The 18,854-nt window shown below is 38.3% G+C and carries 14 protein-coding genes; 7 read left to right on the top strand and 7 right to left on the bottom strand.

The genetic code is table 11. The features are described 5' to 3' along the window. Positions 1–170: 170 nt before the first annotated feature. Entirely contained in the window at positions 171–737 is a 567-nt protein-coding gene (locus tag HX021_RS06690) for a hypothetical protein (protein ID WP_286589376.1), read from the bottom strand. Positions 738–981: 244 nt separating this feature from the next. On the opposite strand from HX021_RS06690, the gene HX021_RS06685 reads away from it, so the two are divergent. From HX021_RS06685 to HX021_RS06670, 4 genes are all read left to right on the top strand, one after another. Continuing rightward, a complete protein-coding gene (locus HX021_RS06685) occupies positions 982–1,347 on the top strand; it encodes a PadR family transcriptional regulator (RefSeq protein WP_286589375.1) in 366 nt (121 codons plus the stop codon). Positions 1,348–1,350: 3 nt separating this feature from the next. After that, positions 1,351–1,770: a hypothetical protein gene (locus HX021_RS06680; protein WP_286589374.1), complete on the top strand. Its 420-nt coding sequence runs from the start codon at positions 1,351–1,353 to the stop codon at positions 1,768–1,770. Between the two features lie 126 nt (positions 1,771–1,896). Continuing rightward, positions 1,897–2,811, top strand: a complete 915-nt coding sequence (locus tag HX021_RS06675; protein WP_286589373.1) for a bestrophin family protein — start codon at positions 1,897–1,899, stop codon at positions 2,809–2,811. A gap of 187 nt (positions 2,812–2,998) precedes the next feature. Beyond that, a complete protein-coding gene (locus HX021_RS06670) occupies positions 2,999–3,382 on the top strand; it encodes a YidH family protein (protein WP_286589372.1) in 384 nt (127 codons plus the stop codon). Between the two features lie 277 nt (positions 3,383–3,659). On the opposite strand, the gene HX021_RS06665 is transcribed toward HX021_RS06670, so the two are convergent. From HX021_RS06665 to HX021_RS06640, 6 genes are all read right to left on the bottom strand, one after another. Next, the gene (locus HX021_RS06665; protein ID WP_286589371.1) at positions 3,660–5,234 is read right to left on the bottom strand and encodes a sulfatase; all 1,575 of its coding nucleotides are present in this window, start codon (positions 5,232–5,234) and stop codon (positions 3,660–3,662) included. Further along, positions 5,221–6,624 (bottom strand): alpha-L-fucosidase, encoded by a 1,404-nt coding sequence (locus HX021_RS06660; RefSeq protein WP_286589370.1) that lies wholly within the window; start codon positions 6,622–6,624, stop codon positions 5,221–5,223. Before HX021_RS06660 ends, HX021_RS06665 begins: the two co-directional genes overlap by 14 nt. Continuing rightward, positions 6,611–8,089, bottom strand: a complete 1,479-nt coding sequence (locus HX021_RS06655; RefSeq protein ID WP_286589369.1) for a RagB/SusD family nutrient uptake outer membrane protein — start codon at positions 8,087–8,089, stop codon at positions 6,611–6,613. The genes HX021_RS06660 and HX021_RS06655 overlap by 14 nt, the downstream gene beginning before the upstream one ends. Before the next feature lie 11 nt (positions 8,090–8,100). Further along, positions 8,101–11,391 (bottom strand): TonB-dependent receptor, encoded by a 3,291-nt coding sequence (locus tag HX021_RS06650; RefSeq protein WP_286589368.1) that lies wholly within the window; start codon positions 11,389–11,391, stop codon positions 8,101–8,103. 161 nt (positions 11,392–11,552) lie between these two features. Next, the gene (locus tag HX021_RS06645) at positions 11,553–12,728 is read right to left on the bottom strand and encodes a FecR family protein (protein WP_286589367.1); all 1,176 of its coding nucleotides are present in this window, start codon (positions 12,726–12,728) and stop codon (positions 11,553–11,555) included. A gap of 45 nt (positions 12,729–12,773) precedes the next feature. Further along, the gene (locus HX021_RS06640) at positions 12,774–13,367 is read right to left on the bottom strand and encodes an RNA polymerase sigma factor (protein ID WP_286589366.1); all 594 of its coding nucleotides are present in this window, start codon (positions 13,365–13,367) and stop codon (positions 12,774–12,776) included. Positions 13,368–13,677: 310 nt separating this feature from the next. Between HX021_RS06640 and HX021_RS06635 the strand changes: the two genes are divergently transcribed. From HX021_RS06635 to HX021_RS06625, 3 genes are all read left to right on the top strand, one after another. Then, positions 13,678–14,214: an RNA polymerase sigma-70 factor gene (locus HX021_RS06635; RefSeq protein ID WP_286589365.1), complete on the top strand. Its 537-nt coding sequence runs from the start codon at positions 13,678–13,680 to the stop codon at positions 14,212–14,214. Between the two features lie 71 nt (positions 14,215–14,285). Beyond that, on the top strand, positions 14,286–15,275 hold the full coding sequence (locus HX021_RS06630; RefSeq protein WP_286589364.1) for a FecR family protein: 990 nt from the start codon (positions 14,286–14,288) through the stop codon (positions 15,273–15,275). A 70-nt stretch (positions 15,276–15,345) separates the two neighbouring features. Then, positions 15,346–18,852 carry a TonB-dependent receptor gene (locus HX021_RS06625; RefSeq protein ID WP_286589363.1) on the top strand — a complete coding sequence of 1,169 codons (3,507 nt, stop codon included), beginning with the start codon at positions 15,346–15,348 and terminating at the stop codon, positions 18,850–18,852. Positions 18,853–18,854 lie beyond the last annotated feature (2 nt).

Genomic DNA, 18,854 nt, shown 5'->3' with positions numbered 1-18,854 from the left:
CTTACTCTATAAAGAGTGAGACGATTCTTTAATGTCATTCAGCAAAAGCGAACAGTCAGGGAAGAAAAGACTTCCTTTGTCAGTTTTATTGCCTGATCTATCCCGCCCATACTTTCAATTATACGTGGCGATGTTTGGCTTAAAATACCTTCAACATCGCCAACCACTCCTTATACAAAATAGTGGCGCCAGATATAGATAAATTCATACAGAATGAACAAGATTGCCAAAAGGTACTGGAATCGGATATTGCTATATCTGATGCCGGCAATACACAGTAGGATATGCGCAGCATTGCGTAGGGGATATTCCCAGTGGAGGGTAGTGAAGTAGTCCCTTCCTTTTAATAAGGTATCGGCAAAATCTGTGATGAAGATAACGATCAGGAAAGAGAAGAACCATTTTTTCCGCGAAAAGAAATAGTCTTTGAACCCTTTATATTCACTGATCGAATCGGGAAATATGAGGACGCTCAGTGCATAGTACATGGCAGTATATAAGATGAGGAACAGGTATTCCAAAAAGTTCCAGCTAACCACGTCCTTCAACCTGGCTTCCCACCACCAGAAATGGATAATGAGTAGAAAAGAATATACTACCCAAAGGAGATGGAGTGGGTAAGGGGTCAAGATTTTGTTATGGTCAATCAGCTTGACTCCGTTTTTTAGCAATTGGGCGACACTGAATCCTAGGATGATGCTGATCATCGTCCTGACGTGTGTAAAAGTTTCTTCCATGGATTAAAGTTTAACTAAGATTATTCTAGAACTAATATAAAATTTAATATCCGGTTTTCATATTTCCACGGCGAGTCTTGGTCTAAGACCTATAACAGTAAATGCTTTATGAAGTGACACATGATTGATCAGATACCGCATTTCTTTTTTAGCCAGATTTGTTTTTGGAACACAAACCATTTTGAAATCAAAAAAATATCATTATATTTATACTATTCAAGTTGTATAATACAAGTGAGTTAATATGAGTAATGAAGAAAAATTAAAAGAGCTTTTATCTTCTTGGGAAGACACCTACAAAAAGGGGCAGCTTACATTATGGATTTTCCTTTCGCTTCGGGAAAGCAAAAAGTATGTTGACGAGATTAAAGAATTTGTGGAGACACAATCCAATGGGACAATAACCTGTGAAGAACAGAGCCTATACCGTGCTTTGAGAAAATACGAACATATCGATGTCTTAAAACACGAATTACGTAAGGGAATTAAAGGGCCTGAAAGAAAATATTATTATCTAACAGATTTGGGTAATGAACTTTTTAACCAGTTCGTAACTAGAAACATCCGCTTATTCTATTCAGAAGAAATTAAAAAATTTTTAAACCCATAAATTATGAAAACAATCACATCTTTTCTTTTAAAATTTGCTCTTGCAGCAAGTGTATTAGCATTAATATTCAGGTATTTTTTGAGCTATGGAATAGAAAATAAAGCACCAATGATCATCATTGTATCCTCCGTCTTATATGGTGTTGCAATGTTCATCAACGGATTCTATTTTGGTAAAAAAGATAGTGAATATTTACCTATCTACGATGTAGGGTTCAGGTTTCATTTCACGACGTATTTAATTCATAATACTATTTCAGAATTATGGTTTATTCTCGGATTTAAATCACCTTATGAAAAAATAGAAGTAGTTCATGTAACCACCCTTATTTGGGGAATCTTCTTGATTATTCATTTCATCTTTTTTCTGCGGACAAGAAAAAATACAATCAACAGTCTTAACAAGGAAGATCTGTTTGAATAAAATATCAGTCCATTGATCATCCTTTATAAGCTTAACAAGTAGCATGAAATGCTTACATTTGTGCTAGCTAATTCATTGTCGGAAATACAAAAAAAATAGTTTTCACAATAGGTTAAATAGCTTTTTATGATAGTCAGAAAAAAAGAAAATTGGTTCAGAATGCTTTTTGTATGGCATGGGTCTGTATTGCCTGCGCTGTTGCCCCGCCTTTTACTCCTTTTCATATTCTCTTTGGGAGTAGTTTATTTTCATGGTATCATATTAACCTTTAAAATACCGCTAAACCCAGCACCATTGACCTTATTCGGCTTTGTATTGGCACTTTTTCTAGGATTTCGTAATAATGCAAGTTATGATAGATTTTGGGAAGGCAGAAAATTATGGGGAGCTTTATTGAATACGGGACGGTCATTGACACGTCAGGTTATGACCTTGGAAAGGGTAAAGAATAAAGAGCGGGCCACTGAATTTATCGGACTGTTAACGGCCTTTATTTATGCATTAAAGCACCAGCTCAGAGGTACGGATGCGACCACAGATATAAAAATGAGACTGGCAGAGGAAAGCCTTTCTCAGGTACTAGAAGCAAAATATAAACCAGCCATTATCATAAAATTAATGGGTGAATGGGTGGAAAGAGGAAGAGAGAATCAATCTATAGATCCAATTCTGCAGGCACGCATTGATGAGAACCTGGATAAGCTTTCAGATATCTTGGGAGGATGCGAACGAATTGTCTCGACCCCGATACCCTATAGTTATAGGGTCCTGCTTCATCGTACAGTGTACATCTATTGTTCCATGTTGCCTTTTGGCCTAGTTGATAGTTTGGAGTGGTTTATGCCTTTTATTGTGGTGTTCATCGCATATACCTTTGTTGCTTTTGAAGCAATAGCAGATGAGATTGAAGAACCATTTGGTACGGAAGCAAACGATCTGGCATTAAACAGTATGTGCCAGATGATTGAGGATACTGTTCAAGAGATGGCTGGAGAATCTATAACCCGTATAGGAAAATTTAAACAACATATCATTGATTAGAAGGTTTTATAACGATTTTATTCATGATTGATCTTTCAAAAAGCCGCATATCGTTTTAATAACAAGCCTGTCGGCATCCCGCGTCTGCCGGCGGACAGTTTTTTAGTTTACAACTGAACTACAAAATTTTATTAGTCAAATTTTTTTAATTCCCTTAACTTAGCTACTGAACATAAATTATTTTGATATGTCAAATAATATTGTGCAAAAGAAAGTAAGTGACCACCTCGCTAACGAAAGAACGTTCTTGGCATGGATCCGAACAAGTTTGGGCATCATGGGCTTTGGATTTGTAGTTGTTAAGTTTTCACTTTTTATTCGTCAGATTGAGTCAGTTTTGAGAACAGGAGTAATTGCACATTCGCATCAAGGGTATTCAGGTGTCGTAGGTGTATTTATTGTGATCATTGGTGCATTGACAGTTGTATTGGCCTTCTTTAAATTTCGTAAGGTAAATAAGCAGATCGAAGATGAAAATTTTGCTCAAGGCTCTTTTGGGATTACTATTACCGCAGTACTGATATTTATTATAGGGGTTATTCTGAGTTGGTACCTGATAGACAGTTTATAACAAACTTAAGCCGGCTCAAATTGTCGACTGTAACGCCATAATAATGCTTTGGAGAAGACATGGCATAATGATATTAATCTAAACAGATGTCCACGCTTAATCTGTGCGAATTATGATAACAAGATATTATAGAAAGAAGCCATTTGAAATTTAAGGATTGAAGCGCTAGTATGATATTTAAAAGTAAACAAAGAAGGAAGCGAAAAAAATAGCTTCCTTCCTCTGTAAAACGTTCAACTGTTTAAAATCGAAATTATGATCGGTACTTGTATACGTTTTAATCTATTTGATCCGGATAAGGGATTTGCTTGCCTGTGGTTTTGTAAGTAGGCAACTGTGCTTTCCAAATGCGGAGCTGATCCGAGAGTAATTTGCTGAGCTCTTTGGTTTTTCCTTTTCTTTTTGACGCAATATTGTTGAGTTCGCCTATATCTTCTTGTAAGTTATAAAGCTCTAGTTTTCCATTTTTCATGTCATAAAGTAACTTGTATTCTCCCTGTCTTACGGCTGAGAAGAAATTGATCCCAGGCCCGTCGGGTACCGTCCACTTGTTGGGAATATTCCACACCAATGGCCGGCTGCTCCAATCGCTGGATTTATTTCCTTCCATGAGTGGCAATAGATTTTTCCCATCAGGTTTTTCTTGTGCGAGCTGATAGTTGTCTATCCTGGCCAAGCTGAGTATCGTTGGGAAAAGATCTTCAACCATCACAGGGGTTGTTTCTGTACGGACAGGATGCTGCTTGGTCCGCTTGATTAAGAGCGGAACCCGGATACCACCTTCGTAAACCGACCCTTTGCCAGCTTTTAATGGTAGGTTCTGCGTATGGTTTGGCCCCGTACGCATGGGGCTGAGGCTAAGTCCGCCATTGTCACTTAAGAAAATAATGACGGTATTATCATACAAGTTTTTGTCTTTGAGAAATTGTACGATATCTCCCATGCTTTTATCATAACCTTCGACCAGCGAAGCGTAGGCTGCTTCGGTGGAATCTAAGCCACGGTCGAGGTATTTCTGGACAAAACGTGGATCGGGTTGGATCGGAACATGCACCGCATAATTGGAAAAATTAAGAAAAAAAGGTTCCTTGCGGCGGATAGGCTCCTCAAGTGCCTTGAGTGCTTCCCGGGTTAAGGCTTCGGTCAGAAATGTGGATGTGCTGTGATATTCCATCAGATCAGGGACTGCCTGATAACTCGCTTTGCCAGGAAGGTTACCGTAATTATTTTCGCCGTAATAGCTTTGCGGATGGCCTGCGGAGTGTCCTGCAATATTTACCATAAACCCCAAATTTAAAGGACTGGCGCCCGGTGTTCCGGTAGATCCCCAGTGTGCCTTACCAACATGAATGGTGTAGTATCCATTGTCTTTAAGAATACTTGGAAATGTAGTCGCATATATCGTATGTGGCACATTGGGCACTGGACTTAATCCGTTGATATTCCAATCTGGCGGATTCAACAGCTCATCTTTGTTGTCAGTTGGCGTGTTAGCCTTGGGATGTGTCCAATTGGTAACACGGTGATGTGCAGCATTTAATCCGGTCAGAAAGCTCACACGGGAAGGTGTGCACACCGGTGTTGCATACGCATTGGTAAACTTAACGGCATCTTTGGCCAATGTTTCCAAGTAGGGGGTATGAAACTTTTCGTTGATTGGGGTCTTGACCTTGTAAAATGGTTCAGACATATCCTGCCAGCCAAGGTCATCCACAAAAAACACGATGATATTGGGGCGGTCTGTGGTCGGGACAGGTTGTGTTTTGTTTTGGGCCTGTGCTTGCTGTAGACCCATATTTGCAAATAAAATTGCAAAAAGGACAGATTTACTGGTTTTCTTAGAAAGTATCATAAGCTCGAAAAGTATGAATAATAGGTTGGCCAATGGCTTTGTCTATTGTGAGTTTAATTTGTGTACAGGTGGTAGGAGCTTTCAATTGAATGATGCATTTGTTACCAATGGACGAACCGGTAAATAGTGTTTGCCAGCCCTGTTTCGTTTTCCCTGTAATATGAAAAGCACGCACGCGTTGTCCTTGTTCAAGGTTTTCTTCAACGATTAATTGGGTGACAGGCACTGCATTTTTAAATTGGATAAGCTCTTCTTTTGGATTTAGATCACTTAGTGGGGTACCATATTGACGTTTGATTTCATCCCCAAACTCTTCTAATCGCTGCTGATCTATTTGTGGTACAAGTCCCAAGGTATCGGGAGTAACCCCTAAGATCAATGTTGCATTTCTGCCGACAGATTTTTGATACATCTCCACAAGGTGATGAAGAGAATATACCGAATTTTCATCATTTGGCTCCCAAAACCATTCGTGGCGACCATTTGCTCCACGTAGTGGGGCGTCGGCCATTGCTGGCATAAAGTAGGTCCCGTCTGGATCGCCTGTTTTTAATAACAGGAAGTCGTTTGCAGAAATTACCTTTGGACAGCTCTCTCCCGCGCCGGTATAAGGGAATGGAAAATTAGACCAGCATGGATAATGGACAGTTCCAGATTCGGAACCACCCCAACGTGCTTCCGCAAGTTCATCGTTATGATAGAAAAGGCAATTGGGTTGATATTTTTTTACAATTGGTAGCACATTCGGGGCACCTTTTTCAGGGCTACTTGCTCCACCATCAAACCAGATCTCAAACAATGGACCATACCATGTGCATAGCTCTTGTACCATCCCTTCGACCATCTTATTATAGTACTTTTGTCGTTCTATTTGTTGCTGTCCTGTACCGACGGCTTTAAAATCGTGAATGCCAAGGTAAGCGTTCCAGCGAATTCCTATGTAAATTCCCGGCTTGATTCCATGTTTGGTACAGGCTTTTATAAAATCACCAACAAGATCTTCTTTTCCGTTGTTCCACCCCAAGACGCTCGTGTTATAAGGGTTAACTTTTGAAGGATAGAGGGCAAACCCAGTCTCATGAGTAGCGGTAATGAGAGCAAATTTAGCCCCAGCGTGTTTTGCGCTCAGCACCCATTGTTCGACATCCAGTTGTTGCGGCTGGAAGATGTGTATATCAGGAACCGGAACAATGCGATTGGATTGTTGTTGGTATGCTTTCCGGTCAAAGACATGCAGATCATAATGAAAGATGATACCAAGTTCGGCTTTTTGCCATGCCAATTGCTGTTTATTTGGAAGCGCGACAACTTGAGCCTGTATGCATGAACAGTAGAGTCCAAGCATAATGATAAATGGCAATAAATAGTAGTATCGTTTAGTAACCATCATTTTGTTCTAAATTTGGATTTGCATCAATTTGTTGGAGTGGGATAGGGTAAACGACTTGGTATTCTTTGGCCGCATAACCTCGCTCTTTGGCTGATTGGATAAATTTACCATGTCGAATCAAATCTTCCCGACGCAGTCCTTCGGAAAAAAACTCCCGCCCACGTTCTGCCAGTAGAAAATCCCGTAACTGTAATTTGCTATCATAATCTGTTAATTTAAGTAAACTGGCATTGGCACGTTGACGAACCTGATTAATGAGGCTAATACTTTCCTGATTGGGACCATTTAGCTCGTTAAGTGCTTCAGCGCGACTTAAAAGAACATCAGCATAGCGTATATAGACGATGTCGTTACCCATATTTTCGCCTACACCATTTGGGTCTGGCCAATATTTGAAACTTCGTACATCGTTTAAAGTTTTACCATTGTTATCTTCAAGCAATTCCACATTCTTGCCAGCTATGTCAGTATAGCTTCGGATCAGAAGTTCACGTCTTTTATCGTTTGGCTCAAAGGTTTTGTAAAACGCACTGTAGGTACGGAATTGTGCGCCAAAATTGACCCAATTGCTGAGGATAGGGTAGTTTGGGGGGAAAGCGTGGGCCATGTAGTTATTTTGGTAGCCTGCTTGTGCAATACAAGGAGCCCGAAAGATGTATTCCTTGTTGCTTTCGCCTTCAATGGCAAAGAGGCGCGGATAATTATTATATAGTTCATATTGATGAAGATCTATAATTTCCTGTGTGACTGTAGCGAGTTTTTGCCAGTTCTTTTCTTTTAGATAAATTTTCATTAGATAACCCAGAGCAGCACCTTTTGTAGCTCTACCTATAATGCCTTCTGTTATCGGTAAATATTGTTTGGCAAATTCAAGATCATTGATGATATAGCTGACAAAGGCATCTCGATCAGCTCTTTTTGCATTTTTCCCAATTTCTTCGATTTCTTGTGGGCTAGCCCCGACGGGGATATCAATCAAAGGTGTAGGACCGAATAAATTATACAGGAAATAATATGAAGATGAGCGGATAAATCTGGCCTCAGCTTGTATTTTGTTGAGTTTAGTTGGATCTAAGTCATTGAGCTGATTGGATAGTATAATAACCGAATTGGCACTGGCTATCGCTTTATACATTTTCTCCCAGAATGAATTCAAAAAACTATTATTGACAGACCAATTGAACTGGATAAATGGAGCGGCATCTTTTTCGAGTCCACCGCCAGTCTCGAAGGCAATATCAGTGTTGAATTCATTCATCATATAGGTATAATTGCGATGGTCATAAGCGATGATGCGGGATTGCGCATAGGCTCCTGTGAGTAGTGCGTCGATACCAGTCTCATCGGCCAAAAATTTGTTGGGATCGTATTCTGTATAGACTTCTTCTTTCAAAAATGAATTACAACTCATCGTAGCGAGTGAAAGCAATATTATAATGAGATATTTGAGTTTTAATGTTGTCATGTTAGTCAAATTTAGAGTGTAAGATTTAATCCCAATCGAATGGTACGTGCTAAAGGATAGCTATTATAGCTTACTTTGGACACTGCATTTTTCTCCGTCGCACTTGCATCGGGATCATAGCCCTTGTATTTGGTCCAGGTTGCCAAGTTCTCTAGTGCCAGAAAAATATTTATACGATTGACTGATCTTCCATTTTTCAATACCTCATAGTTTAAATTAATGTTTTTGAGTCTTAAAAACGATGCATCTCTTACAGTCATTGAATTGATAATATAATCACCTCCATAGGCTGTCGGGTTCACGCCACTAGGGTATTGATTGGTTGGGTTTTCAGGTGTCCACCTGTTCAGGTAGTATTCAGATAACCTGTTGCGATACTCATTGGTAGGATAGAGCGTTTCAGTAATATTAGCGTCTAGCATGCTAATTCCACCTACATATTGAAGCAGGAAATCCAATGAAACATTTTTATATCTGAAAGTATTGGAAAGACTCAGGTTGACAGAAGGAAAAGGTTTTCCCAAAATTGTCCTATCATTTAAGTCTATTTTACCGTCCTGATTCTGATCCTTAAAGCGAATATGACCGGGCTTTGCACCGGCTTGGGCTGAATTTTTTATTTCCATATCGTTCTGAAAAATTCCTTCCGTTTCATAGCCATAGAAAGATAACATCGGTTGACCACGTTCTACAAGCTGATAGTTGGAGATAAAACTTGCAATAGATCCTGTAATAAGTTGGGGAATAAAGTCAGGTAATTCCTTGACTTCATTTTTTAATAAGGCCAAATTAAATAAACTATTCCATTGCCATTCATCGCGAATAATGTTTTTGCTGTTTAACTGAAAATCTATACCTCGGTTTTCGACATTTCCAAAATTGACCATATAATTACTAAAGCCAACCACAGATGAAATTGGTTTGCTGAATAGCTGATCTTTGGTGTTACGCTTATAAGCGTCGATAGATCCTGTAATTCGCCCACGCAAAAGTTCAAAATCTAATCCTAGATTTATTTCTTCTGTCGATTCCCAACGCAAGTTTCTATTTGGTAATCTTGCAGGCACGACACCCTGATAAATCTTGTCACCAAAGACCGCATTTCCTGACGCTACCAAGGTGTTGATTGTTTGGTAATTGTCTATCCCTTGATTTCCTAATCGTCCGTATCCGAATCTCAGTTTAAGCGTTGTCCCATTTTCTTTTAAGTGAGAAAGAAAATCCTCATCCGTTAATTTCCAGGCGAAAGCTCCGGACGGAAAAAATGCAAATTTGTTTTCCTCCGAAAAGCGTGAGGTACCATCTGAACGCAGCGAGGCGGTAATATAATAACGATCGTTAAAATTATAATTGATACGTCCTAATACACCATTCAGTCTATTCCGGCTTTTACTTGAGCTCACGTTGTCGCCTTTGTCACCGTCTCCACTCTGTAAGAGATTGTATGAAGTGACGTCAGACAAAAATTTCATTGAACTGGCTCCTACGCCTTCACTTTGAAATTCTTCCAAAGTTGTCCCTAATAGAAATGCCAATTGATGTTTCCCCATTTTCTTAGTGTAGTTGAGTAAAAACTCACCCAACCATTGGTGGCCACTTGAAGCATTTTTTGAACCCAATCCGCCATTGGCGAGACCATTAATGGTGGATCGATCAGTATAGCTTGAATGCATTGTGTTGGCCGTGCTGCCACCGAGACGTAGTGTGGCCGTAAAATCTTTAAAAGGTTTAATTTCTGCCGTAATCAATCCGTAGAATGTATTGGAGATATTTCTATTTTCTTTGCCATTGATTAACGCTAGAGGGTTATCCAATGCAATAAAATTATTGAGGTAGTAACGTCCATTTTCGTTTAGATGAGCCGGGAGTGTGGGGTCAAACTGCAGTGCACTATTGAGTGGACCAGCAGCTTCATTGACACCATTGGATGTATAAATTGCGTGCTGATTACCCCGAGTATAATTACCGTTTATATTGAATTTTATATAATCCTTCGGTCGAAATTCAAGATTTGTTCTGAAATTTATCTTCGAGTAGCCTGAGTTTTTCACTAAACCATCTTGGTTGAAATAATTTAGTGCGGTATAGAAATTACTTTTTTCACCACCGCCCGAAAAGCTAAGTTGATGATTTTGGACAACCGCATTTTTTCTAAAAATTTCATCTTGCCAATTCGTACCTTCTTCCATGTTGTTGATTTGTTCTTCGGTAAATATGGCATCTTTATTTCCATCTTTTCGGATGGCATTTAGAACTTGCATGTATTGCTTTCCGTTGAGGACATCCAATTTTTTCGCGACATTTTGAAATCCGATATAACTGTCGTATTTAGCTACGGCTATACCAGATTTTCCTTTTTTTGTTGTGATAAGCACCACACCGCTTGCCGCGCGCGTACCATAGATAGCAGCTGCAGAGGCATCTTTTAAGATATCTATTGACTCAATGTCATCTGGACTTAAGCTACTTGGGTCAACTCCAGGTAGTCCATCTACCACAATCAAGGCATCATTGCTGCTATTGATGGAACCTGCACCTCTGACCTGTATTTTGGTTCCGGCCCCTGGCGCTGAATTTGTTTGACTGATGGTTACACCTGGCGCTTTACCATTGATCAGCTGGAGAGCATTGATATTGGCCCCCTGAGTGAAATCCTTTGCTTGAACTGCAGAAATTGAACCAGTAAGATCTGATTTTTTTTGAACACCATAACCAACAACGACCACTTCTTCCATTTCATTGATTTGAGGCTGTAAAGTGATTTCAAGCTGTTGAGACCGATGAAAAGAGATGATCTTTTCTTTAAATCCAATAAAGTTAATGCGGAGCTCACCATTTGGAGGTGTTTTGGCAAATTGAAAATCACCATTTTCGTCTGTTGCCACCGATTGCCCTGTACCAACAAGCATAATAGTGGCTCCTGCAATAGGTTTTCCAGTATGGTCTTTTAATTTGCCCCGAAGATCCTCCTGAAAAATGTTGTTTTCTACCTGCGTCGTTGTTGCGGAAGGATTGGGAATAATTAAAATCGCATTATTTCGAACGCTATAAACCAACTTTTGGTCAGCTAACAATATTCGTAATGCTTCCGCTAAAGGCTTATTGCTGATATTAAGAGTCATCTTTTTGCCTTCATCAATGTGTTGAGAGTTATAGAGAAAGTCTTTGCCACTTTGTTTCCTAATTTTCGCTAAAATAGATTTAAAGCTTTCTCCTTTGACATGTAGTGAAATGTTTTGCCCATAACTATTTGCACTGACATGAAATGTGGCTACTAGTAGAAACAGGATAATCAGTTTCATAAAAATCATTGTTTTTACGATAATCCTGGTCATAGGATATCGAAATGAATAAGAAGTTTTATACATTTGAACTGGATAAATTGATTAATAATTTTCGTTTTGTTGGTCGTTATCTACCTGCGGAAGTGTTGGAGCACTTCCGTTTTTTATTTAAGGTTTATTTATTGGTTAGTTACATAGATGCCTCCTTCTTTTATATTGAATCTCAAATTGGATACCTCTTCTAAATTTTTGAGTAGATCACTGAGGTCATTTGTCCGTCGATAAGTTCCAGAAAATCTATCTTTGCTTTGTGCGGTGATCTTAACAAATTTAACATCATACCAAGTTCGGATTTGTTCGGTCAACTGATAAATATCAACGTTTTCGAATTTAAAATATCCCTGTTGCCAGGCCAGGATATCTGTCGTATCTATATCGGTCTTTTTAAGTGTTTCGGTTTCACCATAGGCTTGCTGTCCTGGCGACAAGTGGATCGCTTTTTTTGGACTGCTGACCTTTACTTTTCCTTCCAGTAAAGAAACCCTTTCTATGCTGTTTGGATAACTTTGGACATTAAAATGTGTTCCCAATACTTCAGTCTTATAATGTAAACCTTGTACTGAGAAAGGCTGATGATTACGATGAGCGACTTCAAAATATCCTTCACCGATTAAGTGTACCTGACGCTCTTTTGTATTAAAGTTGATTGGAAAGGTAATCTGCGAACTGCTATTGATCCAGACTTTTGAACCATCAGGTAGAATAAGAGCTTGTGTTTGTCCCTTTTGAGTTTGAATAGTCAACTTCGTGTTACGTGCTAAAACCTGCTGTTTATCTTGCCGAAAGATAAGAGTACCAGCTGAATCTTTTGCAATCCCATAGGTTTGAAACTGTGAGTGTTCCAACGGAATGTTATTGCCATTAGGATTGTTGCCGGCGAAGATGAAGCCACTATGTTTTTTCAAAAAGATTTGACTGACCGTTGTGTTGGTATGGTTGTGGAGTTCTGCATGTTTTTGAGTAAATGTAAAGAGAAGCATCGCAAGAGAAACAATACCAATGAAAATAGCTGCATAAGGAAGGAAGGAATGCCAGAGATTTATGCTCTTGGTATATTTTTCCGAAGGGCTTCCTTGCCCCAGATGTGTATGGATATTGGACCAGATCTTGTCCTTTTTGTCTTGATCTAAAGGAACTTCCTGAGCATGCTTAAGGTAATACTGGTCAAATTTATCCAAAAAATCAGCACTCGGATTATTGGTCAGAAGGTCAACTAACCTTTGTTCTTGTTCAGAGCTAAGCTTATTTTCGAGATAGTTTTTAACTAAGTTTTCAAACTCAGAATTGGTCATCATGATATCGGTCTTTATAGTAAGAACAATATTGAGCCGGGCAAAGGACTAGTCGATGAAAAAAAAAGCAAAAAATAATACTGGATAGATGAAAGATGAGTCCTCAGGGTTCCGTTTAAGCTCTTCCCTAATAAACTTTAAGGAAGATACGAGATGATTTTTTACGGTATTTGTGGAAATGGACAATTGTTGTGCTATTTCCTGATGTGACAAGCCTTCGAACCGGCTCATGCGGAATACAAGCTGTTGTTTCGTTGGTAGCTTTTGAACCAATTGTTCCAATGCTTCGGTCACCTCTTTTTCGGCCAAAGGGTCTTGTTCAGAAATGTGGTCATAAGATTCTTCGATAAGTAGCGGTTCGAAGAGGCTATGGTATCTTTTAAGTTGTTTTAGCCTATTGAAACATTTATTCCGACTGATCACATAAATAAATGTCCGAATATTGCTCGCTGCATCTATTTTTTCTCTCGAACCCCACAATTGAAGGAAAGTGTCTTGTACAATCTCTTCAGCGATCTGCTCATCCTTTAAAATATGGAAAGCCAGCTGATACACCATTTGCGCATATTTGTCATACAGTTCCCTCAGGGCAATTTGATTACCCTGTAATAACTTTTGCAATATGACTATGTCATCGTTCAAATGTGATCAATTTATAGGTTTTTGAATACTATTATCTTTGAAATGTTTATATCATTCTTGTTTTTATCATGGTATCCTTCAATGAAATAAAAATATCAATATACCAAGGTAATAAAAAGAGCAATATAATTTCTAGTCAAAGCAAAATTGGGATGATTTTTTTATTTAAAAAATTTATATATCATGACATACATTTATAAAAAAGTCTTAATATTGTACTTTATGTAATACATAATACTGTTAGCATATTCTTAATCTAACCAATTAATCTTAAAAACATTCTGCTAACCTAGAACATTTAAATACCAATATGGAATCGAATCAAGTGGAAAGTCAAATAGAACACAAAATATTACTATGTCTAAAAGAAGGAGATATGCAAGCATTTTCCCTAGTTTATAATTTTTACTGGGATGGATTGTATAATTTTGCGCTTCGAATAATGAAAGAGGAGTATCTTGCTCAGGATGTTATTCATGATGTTTTTACCGAATTATGGGCGCGGCATAATCGATTAGACATTCATTCATCGCTTAAAGATTATTTGTTCATTTGTACGAAAAACAGATGTTTTAAGTTGTTGGGAAAACTGCGTAGATTAAATGAAGTGGAGGAACAGCTGATGTTAGATATATCTAATGATCATGATGAACTTCTATATAAAGAGCTTTCCGATCAGCTTGATAAGTTAATAGCAAGGCTTCCGAACAAAACGAGAGCAATTTTTATTATGAGCCGCGAAGATGATTTATCCTACAAACAAATCGCAAAAAAAATGAATCTAAGTATTAAATCTGTTGAATATCATATATCAAAAGTCTTGAATAAATTACGAAAAGCCTTATAATTATATTAACCTTTTCGTTATTTTGTATTACAAACAATTAAAACCTTTAAATTCACCCGTATTATACGCATATGTCCCTAAACGATAGAGAAGATATAAAAAAACAAACTTTTGATCGTATTCAAGCAACTATTAGTGCGAAGGAGCGTAAAAAACGTTTGTTGAATGGAAGCATCCTATTTTTTGTTTTATCTATTTCCGTTAGTTTAATCATTTTTTATTTGCGTTCTAATGATTTTTCGCCTAAACAAGCGGAACATATTTATGCCGATATTACAGCTGGCGATATTACAATTTCAGGATCAAAGCCTGTTCCGCTTACAGCATGGAGGAATAGTGGAGACAAACCTTTCAAAGTCAGCAAAAAAAACAATATGTTGATTATTGAACAGACAGAATCATCAGTTTCTCAGTTTGATGATGTTGTTTTGCGTGTTGGTGTTGGCGGCTTTTATAAGGTTTTGTTAAAAGATGGGACAACAGTATTTCTCAATTCCAACTCTGAATTGAGTTATAAAGGAAATTTTTTAGAAAATAGGGTCGTGAAGCTAAAAGGAGAAGCTTTTTTTGAAGCTTCTCATAAGGAACAGTATGGAAAGAAGCAAAAACTTGTTGTCCTGACCGAAGGTCAGCGTATTTCCGTTTTAGGTACTAAGTTCAATGTTTTGTCGAGAGGAAAGGTAGAAGAAGCTGTTTTAACAGAGGGAAGAATCGCTTTAAGAAGTACTAAATCTGGAAAAAATGCGTCACTTTCTCCTGGAGAGCGGGCCGTGCTAAATGAGCAGGGGGCTATCAGTAAAACAATTGCTATAACTGAAGACTATACCTCTTGGAAAGATGGTAACTTATATTACGAAAACAAAAGCTTAAGCTATATTCTTTCAGATCTTGCTAATATTTATCCCATTCATTTTGATGCCAATAAAGTTCCAAAACGGAATTTTACATTATTTCTTAAAAGAGATCGTCCTTTTTCTGAAATTTTAGATCTTATAAAAAAATCAGGCAATATGGATATCAATTTGGAAGGCCATAAAATAGTTTTTCAAAATAGTTTTTAGGGTAACTGAGTTTGGAAGACTCTTTATTGTAGAATTGGGGAAAGTCCCCATTTACAATAAACCTAAAAATATGAATAAAAAATTTCACCTAAAAAAAAACAAATTTTGGCTAGTTGGAAATGAATCTGCCTTCACTTTTCTCAAGCGATCATCAAGAATTGGTACTATTTTCGCTTTAATGGCCCTCCAAAATTTTTCTTTAGTAAAGGCTCAAGAGCTAAATCTGAATTTAAAAAATGCACCGCTAGCTGAAGTCTTAAAAGAGATCCGCCGACAAACAGGATATCAGATCATCTATGATTCGGATATTCTACAAAGCAAAAAATTGGTCACTTATTCGGGCTCGAAATTAGACTTGCGATTGGTGTTGAAGAAAGCTTTGACAGGACAGGATCTAGATTTTGTGATTGAAGGGAAGACGATTATTGTTAAACCCAGGGAGCGAAATACATCAAAAATTATTTCAGGTCAAAAATTAGATAAAATAGCGGTTAAAGGGACAGTCTTAAATGCCTTGGGTGAACCCATGGCAGGTGTGACTGTAACAGAAAGAGGCACCTCTAATTCTGTATTGACAGCAGAAGATGGCACATTCAATTTAAAAGTAGCGAATGAAAGATCCGTTTTAGATTTTTCCTATGTGGGATATGCTACTGTGAGTCAAAATGCGAGTCGCACTCCAATACTGTTGACGATGTCAGTGCAGGATAGGGCCTTGGAAGAAGTCGTAGTTGTGGGATATGGAACACAAAAGAAAGCAAATTTGACTGGTGCAGTTTCTTCTATTGATGGCAAAGAGTTGGAATCAAGGCCTGTACAGAATGTTGGACAAGCTTTACAGGGAATGATCCCTGGGCTAAATTTACAGACTACTGGATTGGGGGGCGAGCTAAATCAAAATCTAAGTGTCAATATTCGCGGTGCTGGAACGATAGGTGTGGGGTCAAGTTCATCAGTTTTGGTTTTGATTGATGGAATGGAAGGTAATATGAATGCTTTGAATCCTCAGGATATTGAAAATATTACGGTACTTAAAGATGCTGCTGCGTCGGCTATTTACGGGTCGAGGGCACCTTTTGGTGTTATTCTCATTACGACAAAGTCTGGAAAATCAGGCAAGATAACTGCAAATTATAGCAATAATATAAGATTAGGCAAGCCACGAGGGCTACCCACGATGTTAGATTCCAAAACATTTGCTTACTATTTCAATGAGGTTGCAGCAAACGATGGCGAGGGAGCAAAATTTTCACAAGAAGTTTTGGACCGAATTGAAGCTTATCAAAAAGGAGAAATAGAGGCGACAACAACAGCTGATGCGAATAATAGGTTTCAATATTACACAGGTTCCAATGGAAATACCAATTGGTTTAAAGAGTTTTATCGAGATTTTACAACTTCCCATGAACATACACTTAGTTTGAATGGTGGTACTGATAAACTTAATTTTTATAGTTCTGCAAATTATATGGATCAAAAGGGTTTGAATCGATTTGCTAAGGACAATTTCCAACGCTATTCTTTCTCTACTAAGATAAATGCCAAGATCAATGATAAATTGGATCTCATGTCCAATACACGTTTTGTGCGGGAAGATTATGGAAAAGCAAGTCATATGAATGATCTATATTATCATAATATAGCTCGAAGATGGCCCACTATACCGTTATATGATCCTAATGGAAATTATGCCGAACCTAGTGAAATTTTGCAGCTGCAGCAAGGAGGTCGTTCAAAATTTCAGAAAGATTTTCTCTATCAACAGTTACAATTGCATTATCAACCAATCAAAAACTGGAATATAACCGGGAATGTAAATTATCGCATTACAAGTCAAAATGATCATGCTGAAATCTTGAGAGCTTATTCAAATGACGCCAAAGGAAACCCTTTTCCCGTTGCAGTAGGATACAATGCGGCAGGATATACCAATGTGTCGGAGTACAATCGGAAAGATGAATATTTCAGTACCAATTTGTTTTCGGATTATTCCATTGATATCAACGATGATCACCATTTTAAAATTTTAGGTGGTTTCAATTCAGAACTGAACAAATATAGGGACCTTAATGGCAGCATGAGTGATTTAATCACAGATAACGTGCCGACATTGAATACCGCCACCACCAATCCGAGAGCATCGGGTGGTTATCAACATTGGGCCACCGCCGGATTTTTTGGACGTTTTAACTATAGTTACAAAGATAAGTATCTTTTTGAAGCTAATGGTCGGTACGATGGTTCTTCACGTTTTCCAAGAGATTTGCGATGGAATCTGTTTCCGTCCGTTTCCGTAGGATGGAACCTAGCAAATGAATCCTTTTGGCCTATTAAGGAGCATGTATCCATGTTTAAATTGCGTGGTTCCTATGGCGAGTTGGGAAATCAATATACGGACAATTGGTATCCTTTTTATGCGACAATGCCAGTAAGTATTGCCAGTGGCATATGGCTTTTGAATGGACAAAAATCCAATACAGCTGGTGCTCCCGGGCTTATTGCGTCGACATTGACCTGGGAACGCGTATCCAGCTGGAACATAGGCCTGGATGTACAAGCACTTTCGAATCGCTTAGGTTTATCTCTTGAAGTCTATCGTCGAAATACCTTTGATATGATAGGGCCAGCACCAGAGCTACCTGTCATTTTGGGCACAGCTGTACCCCGCTTAAACAACGCCGAGATGAATTCCAAAGGCTTTGAAATTGAACTAAATTGGAAAGATCATATCGGTAAATTAAATTATAGCGTGAGAGGGGTGCTTTCCGATGATCGCCAGACAGTTACCAAATATCCCAATCCAACAGGTACGTTGAGTACTTGGTATGATGGGCGGAAGAATGGGGAAATCTGGGGGTACCAAACTTTAGGAATAGCACAGAGCGCAGAAGAAATGGCAGCCCACCTTACTAACGCTAAACAATCTTTTGGAACAAACTGGCAAGCTGGTGATATTATGTATGCTGATCTCAATGGAGACGGCCAGGTCAATAATGGAGCTAATACGCTGGCAAATCCTGGGGATCTGACAATCATAGGAAATTCGGCTCCACGTTATCGCTATAGTTTTGACTTAAGCCTTAATTACAAAGGGTTCGATCTGGGAATATTCTTGCAGGGTGTAGGAAAACGTGATTACATGCCCAATGGCCCATATTTTTGGGGAGCGAATGGTGGCATGTGGCAATCTTCTGGATTTGTAGAAAATATGGATTTCTATCGTGATGAGAATTCTATTATGGTACAAAATGGTGTTTTGGGTATTAATAAAGATTCGTATTTACCAAGACCTTATTTTAATACCTCGAAAAACCAACAAACACAAACTAGATATTTACAAAACGCTGCTTATTTGCGTTTAAAGAATGCTCAGCTGGGCTATACGTTTTCTCCCCAACTATTGAACAAAATAGGATTTTCAAAAATTCGTGTTTATGCATCAGGAGAGAATTTGTTGACTTTTACCAAAATGGCTAAGGTTTTTGACCCGGAGACTGTTGGACTTGGGGGCTGGAATGATGGTAAAACATATCCATTTTCAACGACGTATTCTTTTGGACTAAATATAAATTTTTAAAC

Origin of the sequence: Sphingobacterium sp. N143 (assembly GCF_030325625.1) — a bacterium.
Taxonomy (GTDB): domain Bacteria; phylum Bacteroidota; class Bacteroidia; order Sphingobacteriales; family Sphingobacteriaceae; genus Sphingobacterium.
Note: the sequence above shows the minus strand (reverse complement) of the source record. Positions and strands in the feature narration are given on the sequence as shown.

What these genes read in the sequence shown, in the direction of transcription:
- HX021_RS06665 (WP_286589371.1), bottom strand. Translation starts at nt 5,234, where the DNA reads ATGATACTTTCTAAGAAAACCAGTAAATCTGTCCTTTTTGCAATTTTA.
- HX021_RS06685 (WP_286589375.1), top strand. Translation starts at nt 982, where the DNA reads ATGAGTAATGAAGAAAAATTAAAAGAGCTTTTATCTTCTTGGGAAGAC.
- HX021_RS06630 (WP_286589364.1), top strand. Translation starts at nt 14,286, where the DNA reads ATGTCCCTAAACGATAGAGAAGATATAAAAAAACAAACTTTTGATCGT.
- HX021_RS06635 (WP_286589365.1), top strand. Translation starts at nt 13,678, where the DNA reads ATGGAATCGAATCAAGTGGAAAGTCAAATAGAACACAAAATATTACTA.
- HX021_RS06690 (WP_286589376.1), bottom strand. Translation starts at nt 737, where the DNA reads ATGGAAGAAACTTTTACACACGTCAGGACGATGATCAGCATCATCCTA.
- HX021_RS06670 (WP_286589372.1), top strand. Translation starts at nt 2,999, where the DNA reads ATGTCAAATAATATTGTGCAAAAGAAAGTAAGTGACCACCTCGCTAAC.
- HX021_RS06655 (WP_286589369.1), bottom strand. Translation starts at nt 8,089, where the DNA reads ATGACAACATTAAAACTCAAATATCTCATTATAATATTGCTTTCACTC.
- HX021_RS06645 (WP_286589367.1), bottom strand. Translation starts at nt 12,728, where the DNA reads ATGATGACCAATTCTGAGTTTGAAAACTTAGTTAAAAACTATCTCGAA.
- HX021_RS06650 (WP_286589368.1), bottom strand. Translation starts at nt 11,391, where the DNA reads ATGAAACTGATTATCCTGTTTCTACTAGTAGCCACATTTCATGTCAGT.
- HX021_RS06660 (WP_286589370.1), bottom strand. Translation starts at nt 6,624, where the DNA reads ATGATGGTTACTAAACGATACTACTATTTATTGCCATTTATCATTATG.
- HX021_RS06625 (WP_286589363.1), top strand. Translation starts at nt 15,346, where the DNA reads ATGAATAAAAAATTTCACCTAAAAAAAAACAAATTTTGGCTAGTTGGA.
- HX021_RS06680 (WP_286589374.1), top strand. Translation starts at nt 1,351, where the DNA reads ATGAAAACAATCACATCTTTTCTTTTAAAATTTGCTCTTGCAGCAAGT.
- HX021_RS06675 (WP_286589373.1), top strand. Translation starts at nt 1,897, where the DNA reads ATGATAGTCAGAAAAAAAGAAAATTGGTTCAGAATGCTTTTTGTATGG.